Raw genomic sequence first — 19,506 nt, 5'->3', positions numbered from 1 at the left:
GAACGATATCTCCCCTCGTTATTAGTTACGTAATGGCTTTCCTTTTACAAGCATGTGCTGCATTCTTGCTTGTGATTTCATCTCACTTACTAAGCTAATAAATGCTTCACGTTCTACATCTAATAAATACTGCTCATCAACTTCTGTTCCGTACGGCACTTTTCCGCCTGCGATGACATATGCAAGTTTCTTCGCAATATGAAGGTCGTACTCTGAAATGTAGCCAGATAAATGCATTGCTTCTGCACCAAGTGCAAGAGTTGCATATCCTGTTTCACCAACAACCGGTATCTTTTTACGAATCGGTGCTTTATAACCAGCTTCATATAAAGCAAGTGCTTTCTGTTTTGCATCGTATAGTAAGTGATCACCATTCACACTAATACCGTCTTTATCACCTAAGAAGTTATGAGAAACCGCTTCTTGTCCTGAAGTTGAAACTTTCGCCATTGCGACTGTTTCGAACACTTTATTTGCAACTTTTTGCAAGTCAAATTCTACGCCGTTTGCCATTTTATTTAAGTGTTTAATGTATAGCTCTTTATTACCGCCTCCGCCAGGGATTAAGCCAACACCAACTTCTACTAAGCCCATATACGTTTCACTAGAAGCTTGAATGCTCGCTGCTGGTAAGCAAACTTCTGTACCTCCGCCAAGCGTCATACCATATGGCGCTGCTACAACTGGCTTAGAAGAGTATTTAATTTTCATCATCGCATCTTGGAAGTTTTTCACAACCCACTCAATTTCAAAGTAGTTGTCGTCTTGTGCTTCCATTAAGATCATTGCTAGATTCGCACCAACGCAGAAGTTCTTCGATTGGTTACCGATAACAAGACCTTTATAATTCTTTTCTACTTCATCAACAGCGTAGTTAATCATTTGCGTAATATCCATGCCGATTGCATTGCTCTTCGAATGGAATTCTAAGCAAAGGATGCCGTCGCCTAAATCAATTAAGCTCGCTCCGCTATTTTTCTTTAATACGCCATTTTTCGCTTTTAATTGCTTAAGAGAAATTGCTTTTTTATTACGCTCAATTAGCTTATATTCGCCATTATCGTAATAGTAGCTATCTCCGTTATCATGTTTGTAGAAAGTAGTGAAACCTTTCTCTAACATTTCTTTCACCCAAGTCGGAACAACTACGCCGTTTTCTTCCATCTTTTGAACGGATTTTTCAACGCCGATTGCATCCCAAACTTCAAACGGTCCTTGCTCCCAGCCGAAGCCCCACTTCATCGCTTGGTCAATTGCAACGATATCGTCAGCAATTTCTTTATGAAGTTTTGCAGAGTATAAAAGAGTTGGTGTAATGATGTTCCATAACAACTCTCCTGCGCGGTCTTTCGCATATACAAGCGCTTTCAATTTATTCGATAAACCTTTTTCTTGTTTACTTAACTCGATCGATGCAGCTTTTAATTTTTTACGAGCTTCGTACTCCATCGTTTCTGGATTTAATTCTAAAATTTCTTTTCCTTGTTTTAAGAAGAAGCCTTGACCTGTTTTGCTTCCAAGCCATTTTTTATCAAGCATGTCATGCATGAAAGCTGGTACTTTAAATACATCGCGCTCTTCTTCTTGTACGTTTTCATATACGTTATTTGCAACGTGTACGAATGTATCTAATCCGACAACATCTAATGTACGGAACGTTGCACTCTTCGGACGACCAATAAGTGGGCCTGTTACTGAATCAACTTCCCCAATGCTATAGCCGCGTTTTACCATCTCTTGAAGAGTTACTAATAAACCGTACGTACCGATGCGGTTTCCAATAAAGTTTGGTGTGTCTTTCGCGATAACAACGCCTTTTCCAAGAACGTCTTCGCCAAATAGTTTCATGAAGCTTAATACTTGTGGATCAGTTTCTTTCGTCGGTATTACCTCTAGAAGTTTTAAATATCGTGGTGGGTTAAAAAAGTGTGTGCCTAAGAAGTGTTTCTGGAAGTCGTCTGAACGACCTTCTGCCATTTTTTCCACTGAAATGCCTGACGTATTCGAGCTTACGATAGAACCCGGTTTACGAACAGCATCTACTTTTTCAAATAGTTTCTTTTTAATATCTAAGTTTTCAACTACTACTTCAATAATCCAATCTACATCAGCTAGACGCTCAAGGTCATCTTCTAAGTTACCTGCTTCAATCAGTGCTAAATTTCCTTTCACTGTCAGAGGAGCTGGTTTTTGCTTTAATAGTTTTTGTAGTGCCGTATTACTAAAACGATTTCTCACACTTTTATGTTCTAATGTAAGTCCCTTCGCTTCTTCTTCTTTCGTAAGCGCAGGTGGTACAATATCAAGCAATAATGTCGGAATACCAATATTAGCTAAGTGTGCCGCAATTCCTGAACCCATTACGCCTGACCCTAGAACAGCAGCCTTTTTAATTTGGAACATCCAATTCTCCCCCTATTCTTGAATGAATGCTCATTCAATTTTTCGACATAAGTCGCAATCAATGAGTGAGCCTCTACTAATAAATATATGATACTGTTTAAATTTTCGCAATATATTTATTGATAAAATTTTCTGAAATAAATATTTTTCTTTTATTTGGCTATGCTATATATGTATTTTCTTCACTAAAATACACTTTCCCTTTTTATAATCTGACGAAACTGGAGGAATATATATGGCAAAACTTAAGAAGAACCCTTCAAAGGCTGGAATTAGCGCAGCAAGTGTGACAGGAAACGCTGGACCAACTGATCGAGGCGTGGAAAAAGGACGTCAAGGTAATAACCAACAATATAAGAAGCATAATATAGGCGAAAAATAACGCTATATTTTTGGGCAGAGAACGTGGCATAATGGGTAATGGCTGCTTTTTCTGCCCAATTTATTTGTAACAAATGAGGGAATTATAATGAAACGAACAATAGTTATGATTGTAATGATTGCCACACTATTTACAGGGATGATTTTCTTCTCTTACGCACAAAGACAACAAGCTGTAAGAGCCGATCAACCTAGCATCACTGGGCAATACGGGATTACAATCGATGCAGACACAGGTGAAATTTTGTATGGAAAACGAGAAGACGAACGCTCTTATCCGGCTAGTATAGCCAAAATGATGACAACCCTTCTTTTACTAGAGAATGTAAAAGAGGATGAGGAAATTACAGTTACAGAAAACGCAATTAAAACAGAAAGTCAAAGTAAGAAAATTAAACTTCGTGCTGGGGAAAAGTTAAAACGTGATGAGGCATTAAAACTGATGCTTATCATTAGTGCAGACCCAATAGCTGAATCCATCGCAGAACATATCGCAGGATCAAAAAATGAATTTGTAAAAATGATGAATGCTAGAGCGAAGGAACTCGGTACAAAGCATGCGACTTTCAAAAACGCAAGTGGTGCTGATGCACTAGGAAACAAAGTATCACCATATGACATTGCTATAATTACGAAAGAAGCATTAAAGTACCCAGTTGTTTTAGAATATATGAATTCAACGCGTACAACTCTACATACTTCAGAACGCTCTCCAAAGATTGCAAACTATGGACGAGAAGAACTATATGATGATCCATATGCAATTGGAAGTAAAAGCGGTCTATCAGCACTCGGAAAATATACAGTCGTAACAGTGGATGAGAAAGACGGTAAACGCGTCATTAATGTTGTATTATCTTCTACTCGCAAGCAACTGTATCCTGATACGAAGAAAATGGCACATTACGCATTTCAGCAATTAAAATAACCAAGGAGTATTTTCTCCTTGGTTATTTTTTAACCATACCTTTTAATACGAACGCAACGTTTGCTGGACGCTCTGCTAGACGACGCATGAAGTAGCCATACCAGTCGTTTCCATAAGGTACGTAAACACGCATTTTGTAACCTTCTTTTACTAGCTCAAGTTGACGCTCATTACGAATACCATATAACATCTGGAATTCAAATTGATCCCTTGGAATGTTGTGTTCTTCGGCAAGTTTTTTTGTATATTCAATAATCGCTTCGTCATGTGAAGCAATTGCAGTATAATTTCCATTTAATAAGTGCATCTTAATAATCTTTTTATAATTGTCATCTACATCTTTCTTGTCCGGGAACGCCACTTCTTCAGGTTCTTTATAAGCCCCTTTTACAAGACGTAAATTAGGATTATAAGCATTTAAGTCTTCAATATCTTTTTCTGTACGATATAGGTAAGCTTGAATAACAGTACCAATATTATCGTACTCAGACTTTAACTGTTTAAAGATATCAATTGTCTTTCCGCAGCGTGTATAATCTTCCATATCAATTGTAACGAACACACCATTTTCTTTTGCAGCTTCTAAAATGCGGCGCATATTGTTCATTACGATTTCATCAGAGATATCTAGCCCCATAGAAGTCATCTTTAAAGAAAGTTGCGAATCAAGACCTTCTCTTCCAATTGCACGGATTGCTTCAATCGATTGGTTAGCCATTTCATTTGCTTCCGCTTCATTATCAACGAATTCCCCTAAATAATCGATTGTTACGCAAAGTCCTTGCTTGTTTAATTGTTTAATAGCTGCTGTCGCTAATTCAATTGTCTCCCCTGCGACAAAGCGACCTGCGCCAAAGCGTAAACCGTACTTTTTAGCCAGTTTTGTTAGCGCTTTATTTTTAGATAAGAAAAGAAACGAATTTCGCATTAATTGTTCCATGTAATTCACCCCTATGACTTAATTTATCTGTTTTTTACCCCTCTTCGAAATTATATCATTGTTTAAAATTATTGGATACAAATAATTATTTAGATAATTTATAAAATACTATAAAAACATTTAAAAACCTATATTCTCGCTTATAAATATGTCTGAAATATTTTTCGACATTTAGAAAAATAGAGTTTAATAGGCACAAAATAGGCATGCCGAAAATATTCGACATGCCTATAAAACCCTTTATATTCCATGTAAATTATATGAGGATATTAATACAGAAAACTTGAGATTATATTTACCTCAAGTTTTTTTATTGCTCATTTCTCTTCTCTTCATTCAGCCTTTTAATATGTGTAATTAACTGCACCATCTCTTCTTTCGCATCGGGATACGTCTCATTCCAATGCTTCACTAAAGCCGGCATCGTCTTCGCTATGTAAGAATACAGTGCCCACTTCTGTACCTGTTCTTTTCTCTCTTCATTGCTCTCTCCAAGTAATAGTTCCGTGTATTTCTCTAACAACCCGTCAAATTGTTCGTTAAATTTTTCACTCATCTTATCTACCTCCTATATGAAAAAAGCAGCGAAGATCGCTGCTTTTCTTTATAATTTTGATCGAACAGAGTTTAATTTCTTCTCCATTGTGCTTACTTTATCACGACGATCATCGATACGAATTGTTGTTGCAACGCGCTGTGCACCTTTCGTATATGGAACTTCATGCATTTGTTGAATTACTTCTAGAATGACAGGAAGATCTCCTTCAATAATTGTATTCATTGGTGTTAATTGATACTTCACGCGATCTGCATTTTTCTCTAGCACCTTTTGTACTTCTGCTACATATTCACTAACACTTGGATTACCTGTTCCTACTGGAATAATCGATACGTCAACAATTGCCATAGTAGTCTTCCTCCTATAATTGCTTCTTATATATCCATTATCTATTTTACCGAAATACGCATCATTTTACTAATTTGTTATTCCTCTATTTTAAATTGCTCAACCAATCTTTCCAAGTCTCTCATATGCTCGGTCAAGCTTTCCATCGTATGAGCTACCTTTTCTAGATGATTCACTTGTGATTCAGTTGCAGCATTTACTTCTTCCGAAACAGCTGCACTTTCTTGACTCGTACCAGCAATTGTATGCATGACCGCTGTAATTTCCCCTTGCTCATGACCGATGTTATGTACCTCTTCTACAATTTGTTCCACTGAAGTACTGATGGTATTAACAACTGACATAATTGTGCGGAATTCCGCCTCTGCTTCTGTCGTAACATTATTTTGTATATCCGCAATATCTTTTAATTTACTTACAACTTCTACAACTCTTCTTACCTCTACTTGTACATCACCAATCATCGTCGCAATTTCTACTGTTGCTTCTTTTGATTGTTCCGCTAATTTCCGAACCTCTTCCGCAACAACAGCAAAGCCTTTACCTTGTTCACCCGCACGTGCTGCCTCGATTGAAGCATTTAAAGCAAGTAAATTCGTTTGATCCGAAATACCTTTTATAAGCTCTACAACATTTTGAATCGATCCAACTCGTTGTTCTAACTTTCCAGATGCTTCCTCTGTATGAACAACAATCGAAGATGATTGGCTCCTTGTACGAACTAAATTACGCATCGTATTTAATCCTTGCTTAGATGCCTCTTCAGCTTTGCCAGCCACATCTTTTATATCACCGACCGAATTATTCATTTGTTCCACTGACTGTGCCATATTCTCGAGCTGTTCTGAAACTTCATCGACACTATTAGCAAGAGTGGACGCTCCTCCGCTCACATCATCCATTGCACCTGACACTTCTTTACTAGCTGCTACAGTTTCATTCGTTAAATAATGTAGATTATTCGTTGATTGTTGCACAGTTGATACACTATTTTTAATTTTGCTTACCATTTCATTCATTTGCTCAACCATATGATTAAAATGGTTCGTCAGTTCTCCAACTTCATCCTTACTTGTCACTTTCATTTGCAACGTTAAATCACCTTCTGCTACTTTTTGAACGTGATTCGTTAATAGTTGCAGCGGTCTTGCTAATCTTCTTGAGAACAAGTATGAAGCTGCAATTCCAACTAATAAGCTAATACATGCCATTATAATGACTGTATTTCTCGTACTATTTAATAGCCCATCAATCGTTTCTTTCGGATAAAAAATTCCTATCTTCCATTTCATCAAATCAAATGACTGACTATATGCAACTACATCTTCACCTTTTAATGTAGTGACAGCATACTTTGTTACATCTTTATTTAAACTCTTCACAAGTGGCTCTTTCGAAACATCTTTCCCTATCTTTTCTGGGTAAACAAGAGCCATATTTTTATCATTTATAATAAACATTTCTCCGCCGTTATTGTATTGAATATTATGAAGTAATTTCTGAATTGTTCCGAGCGATACATCCATCGCAACAACACCTAATATAGATCCATCTTGAGCTGTAATTGCTTTAGAAACTCCCACGCTTAACTTCCCTGTTGCAATTTCATACATGGGTTGTCCCCAGTGAACCGTTTTCACATCAGCTTCTGAGTCTTTATACCAAGGTCTTGTCGTTGGGTCATATCCTTCTGGCACTTGTCCACCTTCAGCAAGGTTGGCACTTAATGTTTTTTTATCTTTCGTACCAATATATAAGTCTAAAATGCCAGGATGATTCTTTTTGTACTCCGAAAACTCTTTCGTCAAAAATGCTTCCTCTTCTGGAGTAACTCCATCTTGAAGCATATTACGAATCATTTCACTGTTCGCATAATACCCCATATCTTCATCCGTTCTTTGAACAAATGTTGTAAGTTGCTCTGTCACAAGATCCATCGTATTTTGAGAATACTGGTCTAAGGAGCGCACTTCCTTCTCTTTCTGTAATTCATACATAGCTGTACCCAATATTACGAACATCATAGAAATAAGTACCGAAAATACTACCGCAATTTTTAAACGTAAACTTCTTAACATCTTCCCCAAAGCATCCCCTTCGCATTGAATTTAAATCTTATTAATCATTATATTAAGTATAATAGATAAAATTAAAAAATTGAAACTAATTCTCACCTCAATCTGAATAGAAAACCTACTACCACTTGTGCAAAAACAAATAGTTCATTATCCTTAAACTATAATCTCATTCGTTCGGAGGTAACTATGTTACAAAAATTCGGTTTCTCACAATATGAAAGCCAAGCTTACGAAGTTGTCGTATCAAGCAACGAGCCATTAGATGCTACAACGATTGTGAAGCATTCTGGCGTGCCAAAAGCAAAAATATATGAAGTGCTTGCACGTCTAATCGATAAAGGAATGGTAATGGATTCTGTTTCGGAGAAGAAAAAGATGTATACAGCATTACCACTCAAGCTAGCAATTGAAAAATTAACGACAGAATTTCAATCCAATATTAAAGAATTAGAGACAACTATATCGAAAAAATCATTTACAGATGACCGTGTGTGGAGCTTAAAAATGCAATCTTCTATTCGCGTTCAAAGTAAAGAGCTCATCGAAAGTGCAAAAGAATCAATTCGCATTTCAGCTTGGAATGATACTCTTTTAGAATATCTTCCTTTATTAGAAGAAAAAGCAAAACAAGGCGTCAAAACCGAATCCCTTATAGTTGGAAAAGTAAAAACAGACTTAGAAAACATGCATTTTCTAATCCCAGCCGAAGAGCCTAACGCGCTAGAGCGATACTTACTGCTCATCGTTGACGACCGTGAAATTTTATTTGCTGGTGTAGAGCAAGAGTCATGGCAAGCGATGAAAACAATGTCACAACCTTTCGTAAAGTTCTTTACAGAATTTTTCTATCACGACGTTGCACTTGCAAAGATTACCCAGAAACACCATGACCTCTTTATGGAAGATGAGGAAATTAAAAGTTTATTGATGAAGTTGAGATACTAAAAAAACGCCTCTATTACAAGGCGTTTTTTTCTACATTTCTTTTCTATTTTTCATTCTTAACACATAAGCACCAGCAATAATAAAACCAATTCCTAAAACGAATAAAGACGTAAATTCATTGCCGATGCCGCCAGTAGCTGGCAAACGCACTTCATTATGAGTATTATGTTGTTGCACCTGCTTCACATCAGCAGAAGGTTTCACTTCTCCATTCGGTGTTGGCTTATTTGGCTTAGAAGGAAACGATGCCTTTTCTTCTTTCTTATTTTTCACAATATGTTTAATAATTTCTCCATCCTCTTTTATTTCAAATGCGAACGTCTCTTCATTTATTACATATCCATTTGGTGCTATTGTTTCTTTATACGTGTACTTTCCGTATGATAGTTTGAATTTCGCTATACCTTGCTCATTTGTTTTTCCTTTTACTACTTCTTTCCCTTGTTCGTTGTAGATTGTAAACTCTGCATTTGGCAATTTCGTATTCCCATCCGCTATATCTACTTTCGTTATTTCTAATTCACCTTCTACTTTCTTATCTTGAACGATATGTTTAATAATTTCTCCATTCTCTTTTATTTCAAAGGCGAACGTCTCTTCATTTACTACATATCCATTTGGTGCTATCGTTTCTTTATACGTGTACTTTCCGTATGGTAATTTGAATTTCGCTACACCTTGCTCATTTGTTTTTCCTTTTACTACTTCTTTTCCTTGTTCATTGTAGATTGTAAATTCTGCGTTCGGCAGTTTCGTATTTCCATCCGCTACATCTACTTTCGTTATTTCTAATTCACCTTCTACTTTCTTATCTTGAACGATATGTTTAATAATTTCTCCATTCTCTTTTATTTCAAAGGCGAATGTCTCTTCATTTATTACATATCCATTTGGCGCTATTGTTTCTTTATACGTGTACTTTCCGTATGGTAATTTAAATTTCGCTACACCTTTTTCATCCGTTTTTCCTTTTACTACTTCTTTCCCTTGTTCGTTGTAGATTGTAAATTCTGCGTTCGGCAGTTTCGTATTCCCATCCGCTACATCTACTTTCGTTATTTCTAATTCACCTTTTACATTTTCATTTTTAAGCTCTAATACAGCTGTTTCACCAGTTTTCACTTCAATTTTTTTAACGCTTCCGTCTAACACATATCCAGCTGGCGCTTGAATTTCTTTGACGCTATATATACCGATTGGAAGATTACCTAACTCCGCAATGCCCTTATCATTAGTCGTAACATTTTGTTTAAAGTTTTCATTCGAAACTTCAAACACCGCTCCTTTTAATACTTCCTTTTTTTCTCCTAATTTCATAATCTTTAAAGAGCCTACTGATTCCCAATTTACAACTAAATCTGTACTGATTTTCTCACTATTTCTTTGTAACAATACCGTTGTATTTTGAACTTTTTCTGATCCTTTAAAAGCTATTGCTTGTAAATTTGTTAAAGTAGACTTCACTTTCATTTTAAAGTTACCACTACTCGTATTTTTCGGTATTAAGATTTTGAATTTTTCGTTAATTGATAATGTACTTTTCTCTTCACCATTTTCATTTACAATTCGAAGCCCTTTAGGAGCATTTTCAGGAAGAATTGTATAAGAGCCAGAAACCGCATTTGTTTGCACTGCATAAAATCCTGTTTCTAAATAATCACCTTTTTGTGTAGCAGTTTGTGAATCTACAGGATTAACTTTAAAGAATACATTTTGTGATCCAGTTTCTTTTTTTGAAGCCTCTACTAAACGCTTCATAAGATTATGTACACGTTCATTTTTTGCAACTAAATCTTCTTCCGTTAATTCATTTGCTGCAATCCATACTGCTAATTGTGTAGCATAATGCGCTTCTTCCGTTGTCGCTACACCTAATTCAGATGGGCCTTTTTGAGGATATCCATTTAATAAAACACGATATACGGCATCAGATGTTTTCCCCATTTCAGGCAAATCATCCCCATTGGGAGAACGTAAATCAGGCGTTAAACAATACGCAATACTCCCCGAAGCCGTTTTAATTATTTCGGTCTTTATTTCACGCTGTTTCGAATTACTATAGCTCCAATCCATCTTATATGTTTCCCTGTTCATTACTTCTGCCTTTACTTGTGGCATTGCAATTCCTAATAAAATAATAAGAGCACTTAAAAAACTAAACCATTTTCCTACCATCTTTCGTTTCATTCTCTCCACCACCATATATAAATTTCTACATGAAGCAATCTTACTGTTTCATTGTACTTATAGTGAAAAAAAGAGAATAGGTGTTTTTTTTGTAGTATCTTGTCGAATTGTTGAGAAAGTTTTACAGTAATAAGCCATTTTAAAACGTTTTGTTGTCATGCTGCTATTGACAAATAAACATTACATGTTTCCAATTTTCAAACATAATAAAAAAGGCACTTTATAAGTGCCTTCATATCTTACGAGAAACAAATTTCAAATGAATACATATTACTTATCTTTTTCCTTTATCTCCATCAACAGCTCAATCATTTTCTCATTTTGCTCCACTTGTTTCTCTGAATTTTGATAGATGAAACGAACCCATCTAAATGCAAGAATAACGAGAAACAACGGAAGCATTGAAATTAGAAAGCCGATAATTGAAAAATTTGTATACATGTACATCACCTCGCTACATACAAATTCTCCATCTTCCTACTAAAACCTGCAATTTTTTACAAATAAAAAAGAACCTATCAAACGATAGATTCTTCTTTTGCAAACTGAGTAGAACGTCCTCTCGTAATCGAGAAAATTGCACAAAGCAGCGCTAATATAATAAAGCCGCCTCCTACCCAAGCATTATATATAACAGACGATTTCTCAATAACAACTCCGCCTACTGTTGAACCGAGCGCAATTCCTAAGTGAAGGGCAGAGTTATTTAAACTTTGCTGAATACCAGCTGATTCCGGTGCAATTTCAATTAAATAATTTTGTTGTGCTGGCGAAATAGCCCAGCTCAGCATACTCCAAAGTCCCATCATAATAATGAACAGCGGGAATGAGAATGTCATCATCGGCAATAGGAAGATTGCACACGCAAATACGATAATAATTGAGATAATACTTTTCTTCGATCCCCATTTGTCAGCAAGAAAGCCCCCAAGGCCGCCTCCAAGTACCGCTGCGATTCCGAAAATGAAGTAAAATACACTAATCCAATTCGCTTCCACATGCATAACATCTTTTAAAAATGGTGTTAAATATGCATATAGTGTTAAATGACCTGTTAAAAATAAGAATGACGTTAACTGTGCACTGACGATTTTTTTATCTTTTAACGTAGCAATTTGCTCTCTTATTGATAATACCGATGTCGGTGGTACTTTCGTTAAAAATAGAGAAATACAAGCGATTGCCATAACTGTTAAGATTGAAATGAGTACAAATGGTGCACGCCATCCGTATGCATTTCCGAGTACAAGGCCAAGCGGTACTCCAAGTACAAGTGATCCACTAATCCCCATGAAAATGATTCCAATTGCACGCGCACGAAAATGCGGTTCTACAACGCTAGAAGCAAGTGTTACTGACAGTGCAATAATAAGCGAACCACTCGCCGCACAAATCACCCTTGAGAACATTAACATCCCGTAATTCACACTACATGCTGAAATAATATTTCCGATTAAGAAAATTGATAATGCCCCAACATACAATGTTTTTCTGTCAAACTTCCCTGTTAATGCTAATAAAACAGGACCTGATAAAGCAAATACTACTGAAAATATTGTGATTAGCTGACCAGCTGCACTAATAGATACACCTAAATCATTGGCAACTAAATCAAGCGTTCCTCCTATAATTAGCTCAACCGTTCCGACTACGAAAGCCGCGATAGCTAAAATATACACACGAAAATTCAAGTCTTTCCCCACGCTTTCTATTTTGGTTACTACGACTATAGTAACCAAAATAGAAATTGAAAACAAGTACAATTTTTTTACAGTAAAAAAGGTAGGCGTATTATACGCCTACCCTTCAATCATGACACTTTATTCTTCTTATTTAAATACCAATACACCGGCAGCCCAGTAAAGACAATTCCAATTGATAAGAAACAACTTACCGGATCATTGATAATGGCACTACCAATTACAAAGAGCGAGCCGAAAATCGCAACGATTGGTACGATTGGGAATAACGGTACACTGTATGCACGCTCTTTATTCTTATTGCGCTTTCTTAAAATGAAGACGCCAATAAACGTCATTACGTAGAAAATATAAATAATGAATACGGAAATCTCAGATAGCTTATTCGGATCACTAATAAGCATTAAAATAATTCCTAAAATGATTTCAACAGTAATCGCATTTGCTGGTGTTTTAAATCTTGGGCTTTCCTTCGCAATAAACTTAGCAAATGGAAGTTGTCCACGTTCTGCCATCGACATCGGGATACGTGGGAACGTTAAAATCTTTCCATTTAAACAACCGAAAATAGAAACGATAATACCGATACTAATAATTTTCCCGCCATATTCTCCAAGTAGCATTCCTGCAGCTGTCGCTGTTGCATTTTCTCCAAGGTCTACAATTTGCGTTGCTGGTAATACATTCAGTAACGCCAAATTAATTAATACGTAAGCAGCTGTTACAATTAAAATCCCAACTGTCATAGCTTTCGGTAATAACTTTGTTGGATTCTTCATTTCTCCGCCAATTGAAGCAAGTAAAATCCAGCCGTCATAAGCAAATAATGTTGCTAAAATTGCCATCCCGATACTTTGATTTTCTGATATTGGCACAACTACATTAAAGATATCGCTATTCCCTTTCCAGAAACCTAACACAACAATTAATACGATTGGAATCATCTTCCCGATTGTCGTGATTGTTTGGACGATACCTCCATATTTTGTTCCCATACTATTTACAACGCCAAGGAACACAACTGTTCCAATTGCGATTGGTAAATTCCATACTTTATCTAAATAGAAAAAATTAATCATTAAAGAACTAAAGTATAGCCCTAATGTTCCAATAATAGCTGGCCCATAAACAATTGTTTGCATCCAGCCTGATAAATATCCCCAAAAACTTCCGTAAATCTCCTCTAAGTACGTATACAACCCACCATTTTTCGGGATTTGCGCTCCTATTTCAGCTACTGTTAAACCACTTGCTAGCGTCAACAGACCACCAATTACCCAAGCAAGAATCGCCATATTAGAACTCCCTGAGTAATCTAATACGCTGCCTGGTTTCATAAACACACCAGACCCAATAATCGTTCCTACTACGATAGAAAGTGCTACCGTTAAACCAATTTTGTTCTTCTCATCATGATGCATGCTGCGTATCCTCCTTCCAATCCTAGTGTGATGCAAAAATGAAATAAAAAAACACTCCTCCCTAAAAAAGGGACGAGTGTTATATTCGTGGTTCCACCCTTGTTTCAATTCGCAAAGTAACACACTTCACCAATTTCTCAAGTCTAAAATAACGGTTTTTGCCGGCAAGCAATTACTAGATGTTCGTTCACTGCTGCAGTTCAGAGGTGGTAATCCATTTTTTCGTATTAGGAAGCTCACAGCCAAAGGCTTCCCTCTCTGAGAATCGTAAAAAATTGATCGTGTCCTCATCATCACTTCTCGATGTCGAATTTTGTAGTTATTGTTCATTATATTGAATTGTTAGAAAAAATCAATATATTTTTTTATATAACATGCGAAATATTTCTCTTCTTATATTATAACAGAAGTTACGACACTTCTCTAATTTCCTAGTATCTTTGGAACAGTGTAGCGATAAAAAATTATATCAGCGATTTTTCAAATATATCGACCACAACTTAATTTATATCAGCGATTTTCAAAATATATCGACCGCAACTTAATTTATATCGGCGATTTTCGAAATATATCGATTTACCAACAAAAAACGACAATAAGTAAGAGGAGACTGTTCCAAAAACAGCCTCCTCGCATACGTATCTTCCGGTTGCCCACACGAAAGATATGTAATTCGCTTATTTATCTTCTTTGTTCATAAAAAACTTATGATGCGGAAGATCCACATTTAATGCCTCTAATTGTTTCTTTTCATTATCTAAAATCGCTTTTGCTTTTGCTTTTGTTGCCTCATCTAATCCCGCAAAGATGTCTTCATGCTTCTCTTTCTCTGGAAGTTTTACACCTAGTTTCGTTAATTCTTCTTTTGCTTGCTTATGTGTTAATTTCCCGGACTTTTCCTGTTCAAAAATAGATTTTGCTTTTTCTTTCGCCTGTTCATCTAAATTAGCAAGCATATCTTTACGCTTACCCTTCTCCGGCATTTTCACGCCTAACTTCGTTAACTCCTCTTTTGCTTGTTCACGTGTTAATTTGCCGGATTTCTCTTGCTCTAAAATTGATTTTGCTTTTTCTTTTGTCGCTTCATCTAATCCCGCAAACATTTCTTTGTGTTTACCCTTTTCCGGCACCTTCACTCCTAGTTTTGTTAATTCTTCGTTTGCTTGTTCTCTTGTTAATTTTCCAGATTTCTCTTGCTCTAAAATTGATTTTGCTTTTTCTTTCGCCTGTTCATCTAATCCCGCAAACATTTCTTTATGTTTTTCTTTCTCTGGAAGCTTTACACCTAGCTCCTCTAACTGTTTCTTTGTATCATTCATAATCGTTTTTACTTTTTGTTTTGTAGCGTCATCTAAATCTTTTTTCGCCGTTTTTGTAGATTGCTCAGCTGCTGGAGTATTCGTTGCCGCGAATGCCGGGATGCCGACTCCCCCAATGATTCCGAATGATAAAGCACCTGCAATCGCTAAATACCCAACTGTTTTCTTCTTCATAGGAAATTTCCTCCTTCATATTTCTAATGCATGTACACTCTCGTATACAATGCCTATAGTAATGTTGGTTTCTTAACATTTCCTTAACGACTTAACAAAAAAACACCGCTCATGATGAGCGGCGTTATTCTATGCTTTTTGTAATTGTAATTCTTCACGTTCCATTATTCTTCTTAATACAATTGTTTGTGTCATTGTAAATAAGTTACCTGTTATCCAGTACACCACAAGTCCTGATGGTGCTGCGAATCCCATAAATAGAATCATTGCTGGCATCATAATTTGCTGCATCTTTAGCATCTGTACTTGTTCTCCAGGTGTAATATTAGATTGGAAAACTTTCATCTGAATAAATGTCGTTAATGCTGCAATAATCGGTAATATATGATAAGGATCTGCATGTCCTAAGTTCACCCATAAAAACGAAGATGTGCGAATCTCTTCTGTTCGGCTAATGGCATAATACAAAGCAGAGAAAATCGGCATTTGTATAAAGATTGGCCAGCAACCAGCAAGTGGATTCCAACCGCCTGATTTCATTAGTTCTGACATTTCTTTTTGATACTGTTTTTGTTTTTCAAGATCTTTACTTACATCACCGTATTTTTTCTTTAACTTCTGCAATTCAGGTTGCATTTTCTTCATTTTCGCTTGGCTACGATATTGCGAAACAGCTAATGGAATCATTGCTGAACGAATAACGAGCGTCATAATAATGATAGCAATCCCGAAGCTAGCTCCCGGTATATGATGAGCAACAAATTGAATCATAAACGAGATTGGATAGACAAAATAATGATCCCAAATTCCCGTACTATGTGCATCAATTGGGGCTGCATTACTGCAACCAGATAAAACAAAAACAAGTAATAATGATAAACTAACGAGCACAGCTCGGTATGATTTTAACATGTTCATTCCTCCAATGTTTCGTAATTATTTAGCGAAACATTGGTGTATACGGACCGACCTCGTCATTCTCTTCACTCGATTCTTGTCTGCGCACAGAACGAATCATTCCATATTTATAAAAAATAGAAAATAGCGGTACATTCCCCGCACTATCTTCACATGTATCAACTAACGCAAATGCTCTTTGTCTACCGCTCGATGCTTGCTGACGCACAAAGCGAGAAACGTTAGCAAGGAAGAAAACTTCTAATAAACAAAGTGCTGTCGTTACAAACGATATATATAGAATTGCATCCTGCAATAAAAATTCCATCGCTTCACATCCTTAATAAGGTCATTTTAGCACATTCGGCAAACATTCTCTATTTCCTTTTATCGTCAAAAAAAGTATTTTGCATATTTTCTCAAGAAAATAATAATTAAGAAACATTGTATTCGCTTTCTTTAGTATATTCACACACATCAATGAATAGGCTTGATTTATTAGAAATTTATAAAATTTTTGCATTATAATAAAACTATTGCCAGTTTTTGAAAAAACCTTTATTCTCTTCTTGTAATCAAAAATGAATATGGAGATGAAACATACTATGGGTCAACTAGGAGACGCCGATTACGTTCCCGACACCGCCTTTTTATCCTTCCCAGCAGCTAAAACATTTCACTTAGAATTTATCATACAGTTGATTGTTATTTTCGTAGCTTCTATTTTGTATGCAATTTCTATGAATATGTTCTTTATCCCGCATAACATGATTAGCGGTGGATTCGCTGGAGTAGGGATGATTATCGGTTATTTAATGCACTACAATATCGGTGCACTTATCTTTTTACTAAACATTCCTCTTCTTATTTTAAGTCACTTTTACTTAGGCAAGAAGACAACCTTTTTAACAGCGTACTTTGTAGCTGTATCATCGTTAGCGATGAACATTATCCCTGTACACCAAGTTTCAGACGATATTTTACTATCTTCTGTATTCGGCGGTGTAATCTGCGGAGCAGCTTCAGGAATCATATTCCGATTTGCTTCTTCAACAGGTGGTTTTGATGTTGTTGGATTGATTGTAGCGAAATATCGAGATGTTTCAATTGGAGCAATCATATTTGTATTCAACTTAATCTTACTTGTTGTAGCAGGATTTATTTTCGGATGGGATATTACACTTTATACGTTAATTAGTCGATTTGTAGTCAGCAAAGTGATCGATGCTGTGCATACGAAACATATTAAATTAACGATAATGACAATTACAGAAAAAGGCGAGGAAATAAAAAGCGCCCTACTACATCACGGCATACGTGGCGTGACAATGGTAGATGCTGTCGGCGGCTATACAAACCATAAGAAAAAAATGATTTACACTGTCGTGACTCGCTATGAGTTAGGCGAAATGAAACGTATTATCCGTCAAGTGGATAATAAAGCATTTATGAACATTACTGAAACAGTTGAAATTGTCGGCCGTTTCAAACGCATATAAAAAGGTCAATACATGAAAGGGCATAACATATAGTATGTTATGCCCTTTGTTATTCAACTCACGTACCCTTTAGCATAATACAATCATTAAGTTTATTACTACAAATCGGAGGATAGCATTCCATATACAATACTATCTGTCCATTCATCTTTATTCCAGAAATCTTGTATGAAATGTGCTTCCTTTCTCATGCCTATTCGTTCACACAATTTTTGTGAAGCTGTATTTCGTGCATCAAGATTAGCTTGTATACGGTGTACATTACATTCATTAAATAATTTAAATACCAAACGACTTACTGCTTCTGTTGCCAAACCTCTTCCAGTTACTTCATTTGAAAAACTATAACCAATCTCAACAGTGTCTTTCATATTTGTGTACCATACAGATAAATCACCAACTACTTTCGTTTTGTATATAACTGCTAAACTTAATATTGAATCTTTAGTAAGTACATTATTTTCTAGCTTCTTATTAAATCTTTTCTGCATGTCTTCATGAGTCCACTTATTATGTAATAGGAACTTACATGTATCATCATTATTATAAATGGAAAATACATCCTGTAAATCGGTACTCTTAAAAGGTCTAACTGTTAATCTTTCTGTTGTGAATTCCAAGTTAGCTCTCCTCCCTTCCATTCATGGCATAAAACATTTTTATAGTATTTAAGTCCCCTTCTTATATCCCACCTTGATTACATATTTCATCATAGTAAATGAAAATCCTTCTTCCTCTAAACTGCACCGTTACTGGTATTTCTTTGCGCTTTTTATTTTTTACACTTATTACAAAATCAGATAATTCTATTATTATGCCTCTAAATGTGTTATAATGAAAACAGACTCACAAAAAAAGAGTATATAGACTTGGAAGTTTCTCATATTTTACAAACAAAAAGAAACGAGAAGTCGGGTATATTTCAATCACCATACACGTAACGGTTTAAAAAACCGATCACTCTTCAATGATCTTTTTATAAAAAGATACGTACAACTAAAACTCACTTCAATATACTATACCTACCTTTTTGACTTCCAAATCATCTTATTACATAAGGAGATGAACATATGAATCAATATATACGATATACAATAGCTGTCCTGTTTGCTATTATCGGCGGAACAATCTGCTTCTGGACAAACACTCAGCTTGGAGAGAATATCATTTTTAATGGAATCGAAACACTTGTAAGCGCTTCAATTTTAGGTGGATACATTTTCTTCCTCTTTAATCCAGAAGAAAATGCGCAAAAAACAATGTTATTAACAATGATCGGAATCGTTGGCGGATGTATTTCCTACTCAATGACTAACTATACATTACCACTTCAATTAAGCTCAGCTTTCTTCCACGGTCTATGGACTTGGTTCATTGCATTCTGTCTAGCAGATGTATTCAACCTATTACAAGACAACGAAGAAGAAAACGGTCGCCAAATTGAAAGTAACTCGTAAGCTGGAAGATGTTCTTCCAGCTTTTTTATGTTGTTGTGCATACCCCGACATTACAATAAAAAGAAGTTACCTTCACGGCAACTTCTTTTCCATATACCCCATCCAGTACCAACCAGATTATATCAGCGATTTTTCAAATATATCGGCGATTTCTCCACTTATATCGATGATGTATAAAAGTATGTGTAAACATTTTTAGGCAAAAAATAAGGCAAAGTACCCCCTAGGTTTATCCAGAACCTAAAATGAAAGGAGACTTTGCCTCATGCC

The 19,506-nt window shown here is 35.9% G+C and carries 18 protein-coding genes and 1 other annotated feature; of the genes, 5 read left to right on the top strand and 13 right to left on the bottom strand.

Features of this window, described 5'->3' with window-relative positions:
- Positions 1 to 21: 21 nt before the first annotated feature.
- Complete coding sequence (locus MR070_RS25675) at positions 22 to 2,403, bottom strand: 3-hydroxyacyl-CoA dehydrogenase/enoyl-CoA hydratase family protein (protein WP_242262230.1); 2,382 nt, start codon at positions 2,401 to 2,403, stop codon at positions 22 to 24.
- A gap of 235 nt (positions 2,404 to 2,638) precedes the next feature.
- On the opposite strand from MR070_RS25675, the gene MR070_RS25670 reads away from it, so the two are divergent.
- Both MR070_RS25670 and MR070_RS25665 read left to right on the top strand, forming a co-directional pair.
- The gene (locus tag MR070_RS25670) at positions 2,639 to 2,785 is read left to right on the top strand and encodes a YuzL family protein (RefSeq protein WP_242262229.1); all 147 of its coding nucleotides are present in this window, start codon (positions 2,639 to 2,641) and stop codon (positions 2,783 to 2,785) included.
- 87 nt (positions 2,786 to 2,872) lie between these two features.
- Positions 2,873 to 3,712 (top strand): D-alanyl-D-alanine carboxypeptidase family protein, encoded by an 840-nt coding sequence (locus tag MR070_RS25665; protein ID WP_000831472.1) that lies wholly within the window; start codon positions 2,873 to 2,875, stop codon positions 3,710 to 3,712.
- Between the two features lie 22 nt (positions 3,713 to 3,734).
- Here the strand turns inward: MR070_RS25665 and MR070_RS25660 are convergent, their stop codons facing one another.
- From MR070_RS25660 to MR070_RS27335, 4 genes are all read right to left on the bottom strand, one after another.
- On the bottom strand, positions 3,735 to 4,652 hold the full coding sequence (locus tag MR070_RS25660; protein ID WP_000436772.1) for a proline dehydrogenase family protein: 918 nt from the start codon (positions 4,650 to 4,652) through the stop codon (positions 3,735 to 3,737).
- A gap of 310 nt (positions 4,653 to 4,962) precedes the next feature.
- Positions 4,963 to 5,208 carry a YusU family protein gene (locus tag MR070_RS25655; protein WP_001290596.1) on the bottom strand — a complete coding sequence of 82 codons (246 nt, stop codon included), beginning with the start codon at positions 5,206 to 5,208 and terminating at the stop codon, positions 4,963 to 4,965.
- Positions 5,209 to 5,256: 48 nt separating this feature from the next.
- Positions 5,257 to 5,559, bottom strand: a complete 303-nt coding sequence (locus MR070_RS25650; RefSeq protein ID WP_001018860.1) for an MTH1187 family thiamine-binding protein — start codon at positions 5,557 to 5,559, stop codon at positions 5,257 to 5,259.
- Positions 5,560 to 5,636: 77 nt separating this feature from the next.
- Positions 5,637 to 7,637, bottom strand: a complete 2,001-nt coding sequence (locus tag MR070_RS27335) for a methyl-accepting chemotaxis protein (RefSeq protein ID WP_242262239.1) — start codon at positions 7,635 to 7,637, stop codon at positions 5,637 to 5,639.
- A 186-nt stretch (positions 7,638 to 7,823) separates the two neighbouring features.
- Here MR070_RS27335 and MR070_RS25640 point away from each other — a divergent pair, with 186 nt between their 5' ends.
- On the top strand, positions 7,824 to 8,582 hold the full coding sequence (locus MR070_RS25640) for a TrmB family transcriptional regulator (protein ID WP_000939492.1): 759 nt from the start codon (positions 7,824 to 7,826) through the stop codon (positions 8,580 to 8,582).
- 30 nt (positions 8,583 to 8,612) lie between these two features.
- Here the strand turns inward: MR070_RS25640 and MR070_RS25635 are convergent, their stop codons facing one another.
- The 7 genes from MR070_RS25635 to MR070_RS25605 form a co-directional block, all read right to left on the bottom strand.
- Positions 8,613 to 10,769, bottom strand: coding sequence for a SpaA isopeptide-forming pilin-related protein (locus tag MR070_RS25635; protein ID WP_242262228.1), 2,157 nt, complete (start codon positions 10,767 to 10,769; stop codon positions 8,613 to 8,615).
- A 270-nt stretch (positions 10,770 to 11,039) separates the two neighbouring features.
- Entirely contained in the window at positions 11,040 to 11,210 is a 171-nt protein-coding gene (locus tag MR070_RS25630) for a hypothetical protein (RefSeq protein WP_167495095.1), read from the bottom strand.
- 77 nt (positions 11,211 to 11,287) lie between these two features.
- Positions 11,288 to 12,532: an MFS transporter gene (locus MR070_RS25625; protein ID WP_277931347.1), complete on the bottom strand. Its 1,245-nt coding sequence runs from the start codon at positions 12,530 to 12,532 to the stop codon at positions 11,288 to 11,290.
- Positions 12,533 to 12,579: 47 nt separating this feature from the next.
- Positions 12,580 to 13,890, bottom strand: coding sequence for an APC family permease (locus MR070_RS25620; protein WP_070807107.1), 1,311 nt, complete (start codon positions 13,888 to 13,890; stop codon positions 12,580 to 12,582).
- Between the two features lie 65 nt (positions 13,891 to 13,955).
- Positions 13,956 to 14,193, bottom strand: a binding site (T-box leader).
- Between the two features lie 374 nt (positions 14,194 to 14,567).
- Positions 14,568 to 15,383 carry a hypothetical protein gene (locus MR070_RS25615; RefSeq protein WP_242262227.1) on the bottom strand — a complete coding sequence of 272 codons (816 nt, stop codon included), beginning with the start codon at positions 15,381 to 15,383 and terminating at the stop codon, positions 14,568 to 14,570.
- Between the two features lie 129 nt (positions 15,384 to 15,512).
- The gene (gene yidC / locus MR070_RS25610) at positions 15,513 to 16,295 is read right to left on the bottom strand and encodes a membrane protein insertase YidC (protein WP_242262226.1); all 783 of its coding nucleotides are present in this window, start codon (positions 16,293 to 16,295) and stop codon (positions 15,513 to 15,515) included.
- Between the two features lie 28 nt (positions 16,296 to 16,323).
- Positions 16,324 to 16,608 (bottom strand): hypothetical protein, encoded by a 285-nt coding sequence (locus MR070_RS25605; RefSeq protein WP_000394930.1) that lies wholly within the window; start codon positions 16,606 to 16,608, stop codon positions 16,324 to 16,326.
- 277 nt (positions 16,609 to 16,885) lie between these two features.
- Between MR070_RS25605 and MR070_RS25600 the strand changes: the two genes are divergently transcribed.
- Positions 16,886 to 17,779, top strand: coding sequence for a YitT family protein (locus MR070_RS25600; protein ID WP_242262224.1), 894 nt, complete (start codon positions 16,886 to 16,888; stop codon positions 17,777 to 17,779).
- A gap of 98 nt (positions 17,780 to 17,877) precedes the next feature.
- On the opposite strand, the gene MR070_RS25595 is transcribed toward MR070_RS25600, so the two are convergent.
- Positions 17,878 to 18,399, bottom strand: coding sequence for a GNAT family N-acetyltransferase (locus MR070_RS25595; protein WP_242262223.1), 522 nt, complete (start codon positions 18,397 to 18,399; stop codon positions 17,878 to 17,880).
- Between the two features lie 450 nt (positions 18,400 to 18,849).
- On the opposite strand from MR070_RS25595, the gene MR070_RS25590 reads away from it, so the two are divergent.
- Complete coding sequence (locus MR070_RS25590; RefSeq protein WP_001077770.1) at positions 18,850 to 19,236, top strand: DUF3938 domain-containing protein; 387 nt, start codon at positions 18,850 to 18,852, stop codon at positions 19,234 to 19,236.
- Positions 19,237 to 19,506 lie beyond the last annotated feature (270 nt).

It is taken from the genome of Bacillus cereus group sp. BfR-BA-01453, assembly GCF_022662915.1.
In the GTDB taxonomy this organism is placed as follows: domain Bacteria; phylum Bacillota; class Bacilli; order Bacillales; family Bacillaceae_G; genus Bacillus_A; species Bacillus_A paranthracis.
The sequence above is the reverse complement of the archived record's forward strand: the minus strand, read 5'-3'. Positions and strand labels throughout refer to the sequence as shown.

Coding starts and splice junctions, on each gene's coding strand:
- MR070_RS25630 (WP_167495095.1), bottom strand. CDS start 11,210: ATGTATACAAATTTTTCAATTATCGGCTTTCTAATTTCAATGCTTCCG.
- MR070_RS25670 (WP_242262229.1), top strand. CDS start 2,639: ATGGCAAAACTTAAGAAGAACCCTTCAAAGGCTGGAATTAGCGCAGCA.
- MR070_RS27335 (WP_242262239.1), bottom strand. CDS start 7,637: ATGTTAAGAAGTTTACGTTTAAAAATTGCGGTAGTATTTTCGGTACTT.
- MR070_RS25650 (WP_001018860.1), bottom strand. CDS start 5,559: ATGGCAATTGTTGACGTATCGATTATTCCAGTAGGAACAGGTAATCCA.
- MR070_RS25600 (WP_242262224.1), top strand. CDS start 16,886: ATGGGTCAACTAGGAGACGCCGATTACGTTCCCGACACCGCCTTTTTA.
- MR070_RS25665 (WP_000831472.1), top strand. CDS start 2,873: ATGAAACGAACAATAGTTATGATTGTAATGATTGCCACACTATTTACA.
- MR070_RS25615 (WP_242262227.1), bottom strand. CDS start 15,383: ATGAAGAAGAAAACAGTTGGGTATTTAGCGATTGCAGGTGCTTTATCA.
- yidC (WP_242262226.1), bottom strand. CDS start 16,295: ATGTTAAAATCATACCGAGCTGTGCTCGTTAGTTTATCATTATTACTT.
- MR070_RS25635 (WP_242262228.1), bottom strand. CDS start 10,769: ATGAAACGAAAGATGGTAGGAAAATGGTTTAGTTTTTTAAGTGCTCTT.
- MR070_RS25675 (WP_242262230.1), bottom strand. CDS start 2,403: ATGTTCCAAATTAAAAAGGCTGCTGTTCTAGGGTCAGGCGTAATGGGT.
- MR070_RS25590 (WP_001077770.1), top strand. CDS start 18,850: ATGAATCAATATATACGATATACAATAGCTGTCCTGTTTGCTATTATC.
- MR070_RS25655 (WP_001290596.1), bottom strand. CDS start 5,208: ATGAGTGAAAAATTTAACGAACAATTTGACGGGTTGTTAGAGAAATAC.
- MR070_RS25605 (WP_000394930.1), bottom strand. CDS start 16,608: ATGGAATTTTTATTGCAGGATGCAATTCTATATATATCGTTTGTAACG.
- MR070_RS25620 (WP_070807107.1), bottom strand. CDS start 13,890: ATGCATCATGATGAGAAGAACAAAATTGGTTTAACGGTAGCACTTTCT.
- MR070_RS25660 (WP_000436772.1), bottom strand. CDS start 4,652: ATGGAACAATTAATGCGAAATTCGTTTCTTTTCTTATCTAAAAATAAA.
- MR070_RS25640 (WP_000939492.1), top strand. CDS start 7,824: ATGTTACAAAAATTCGGTTTCTCACAATATGAAAGCCAAGCTTACGAA.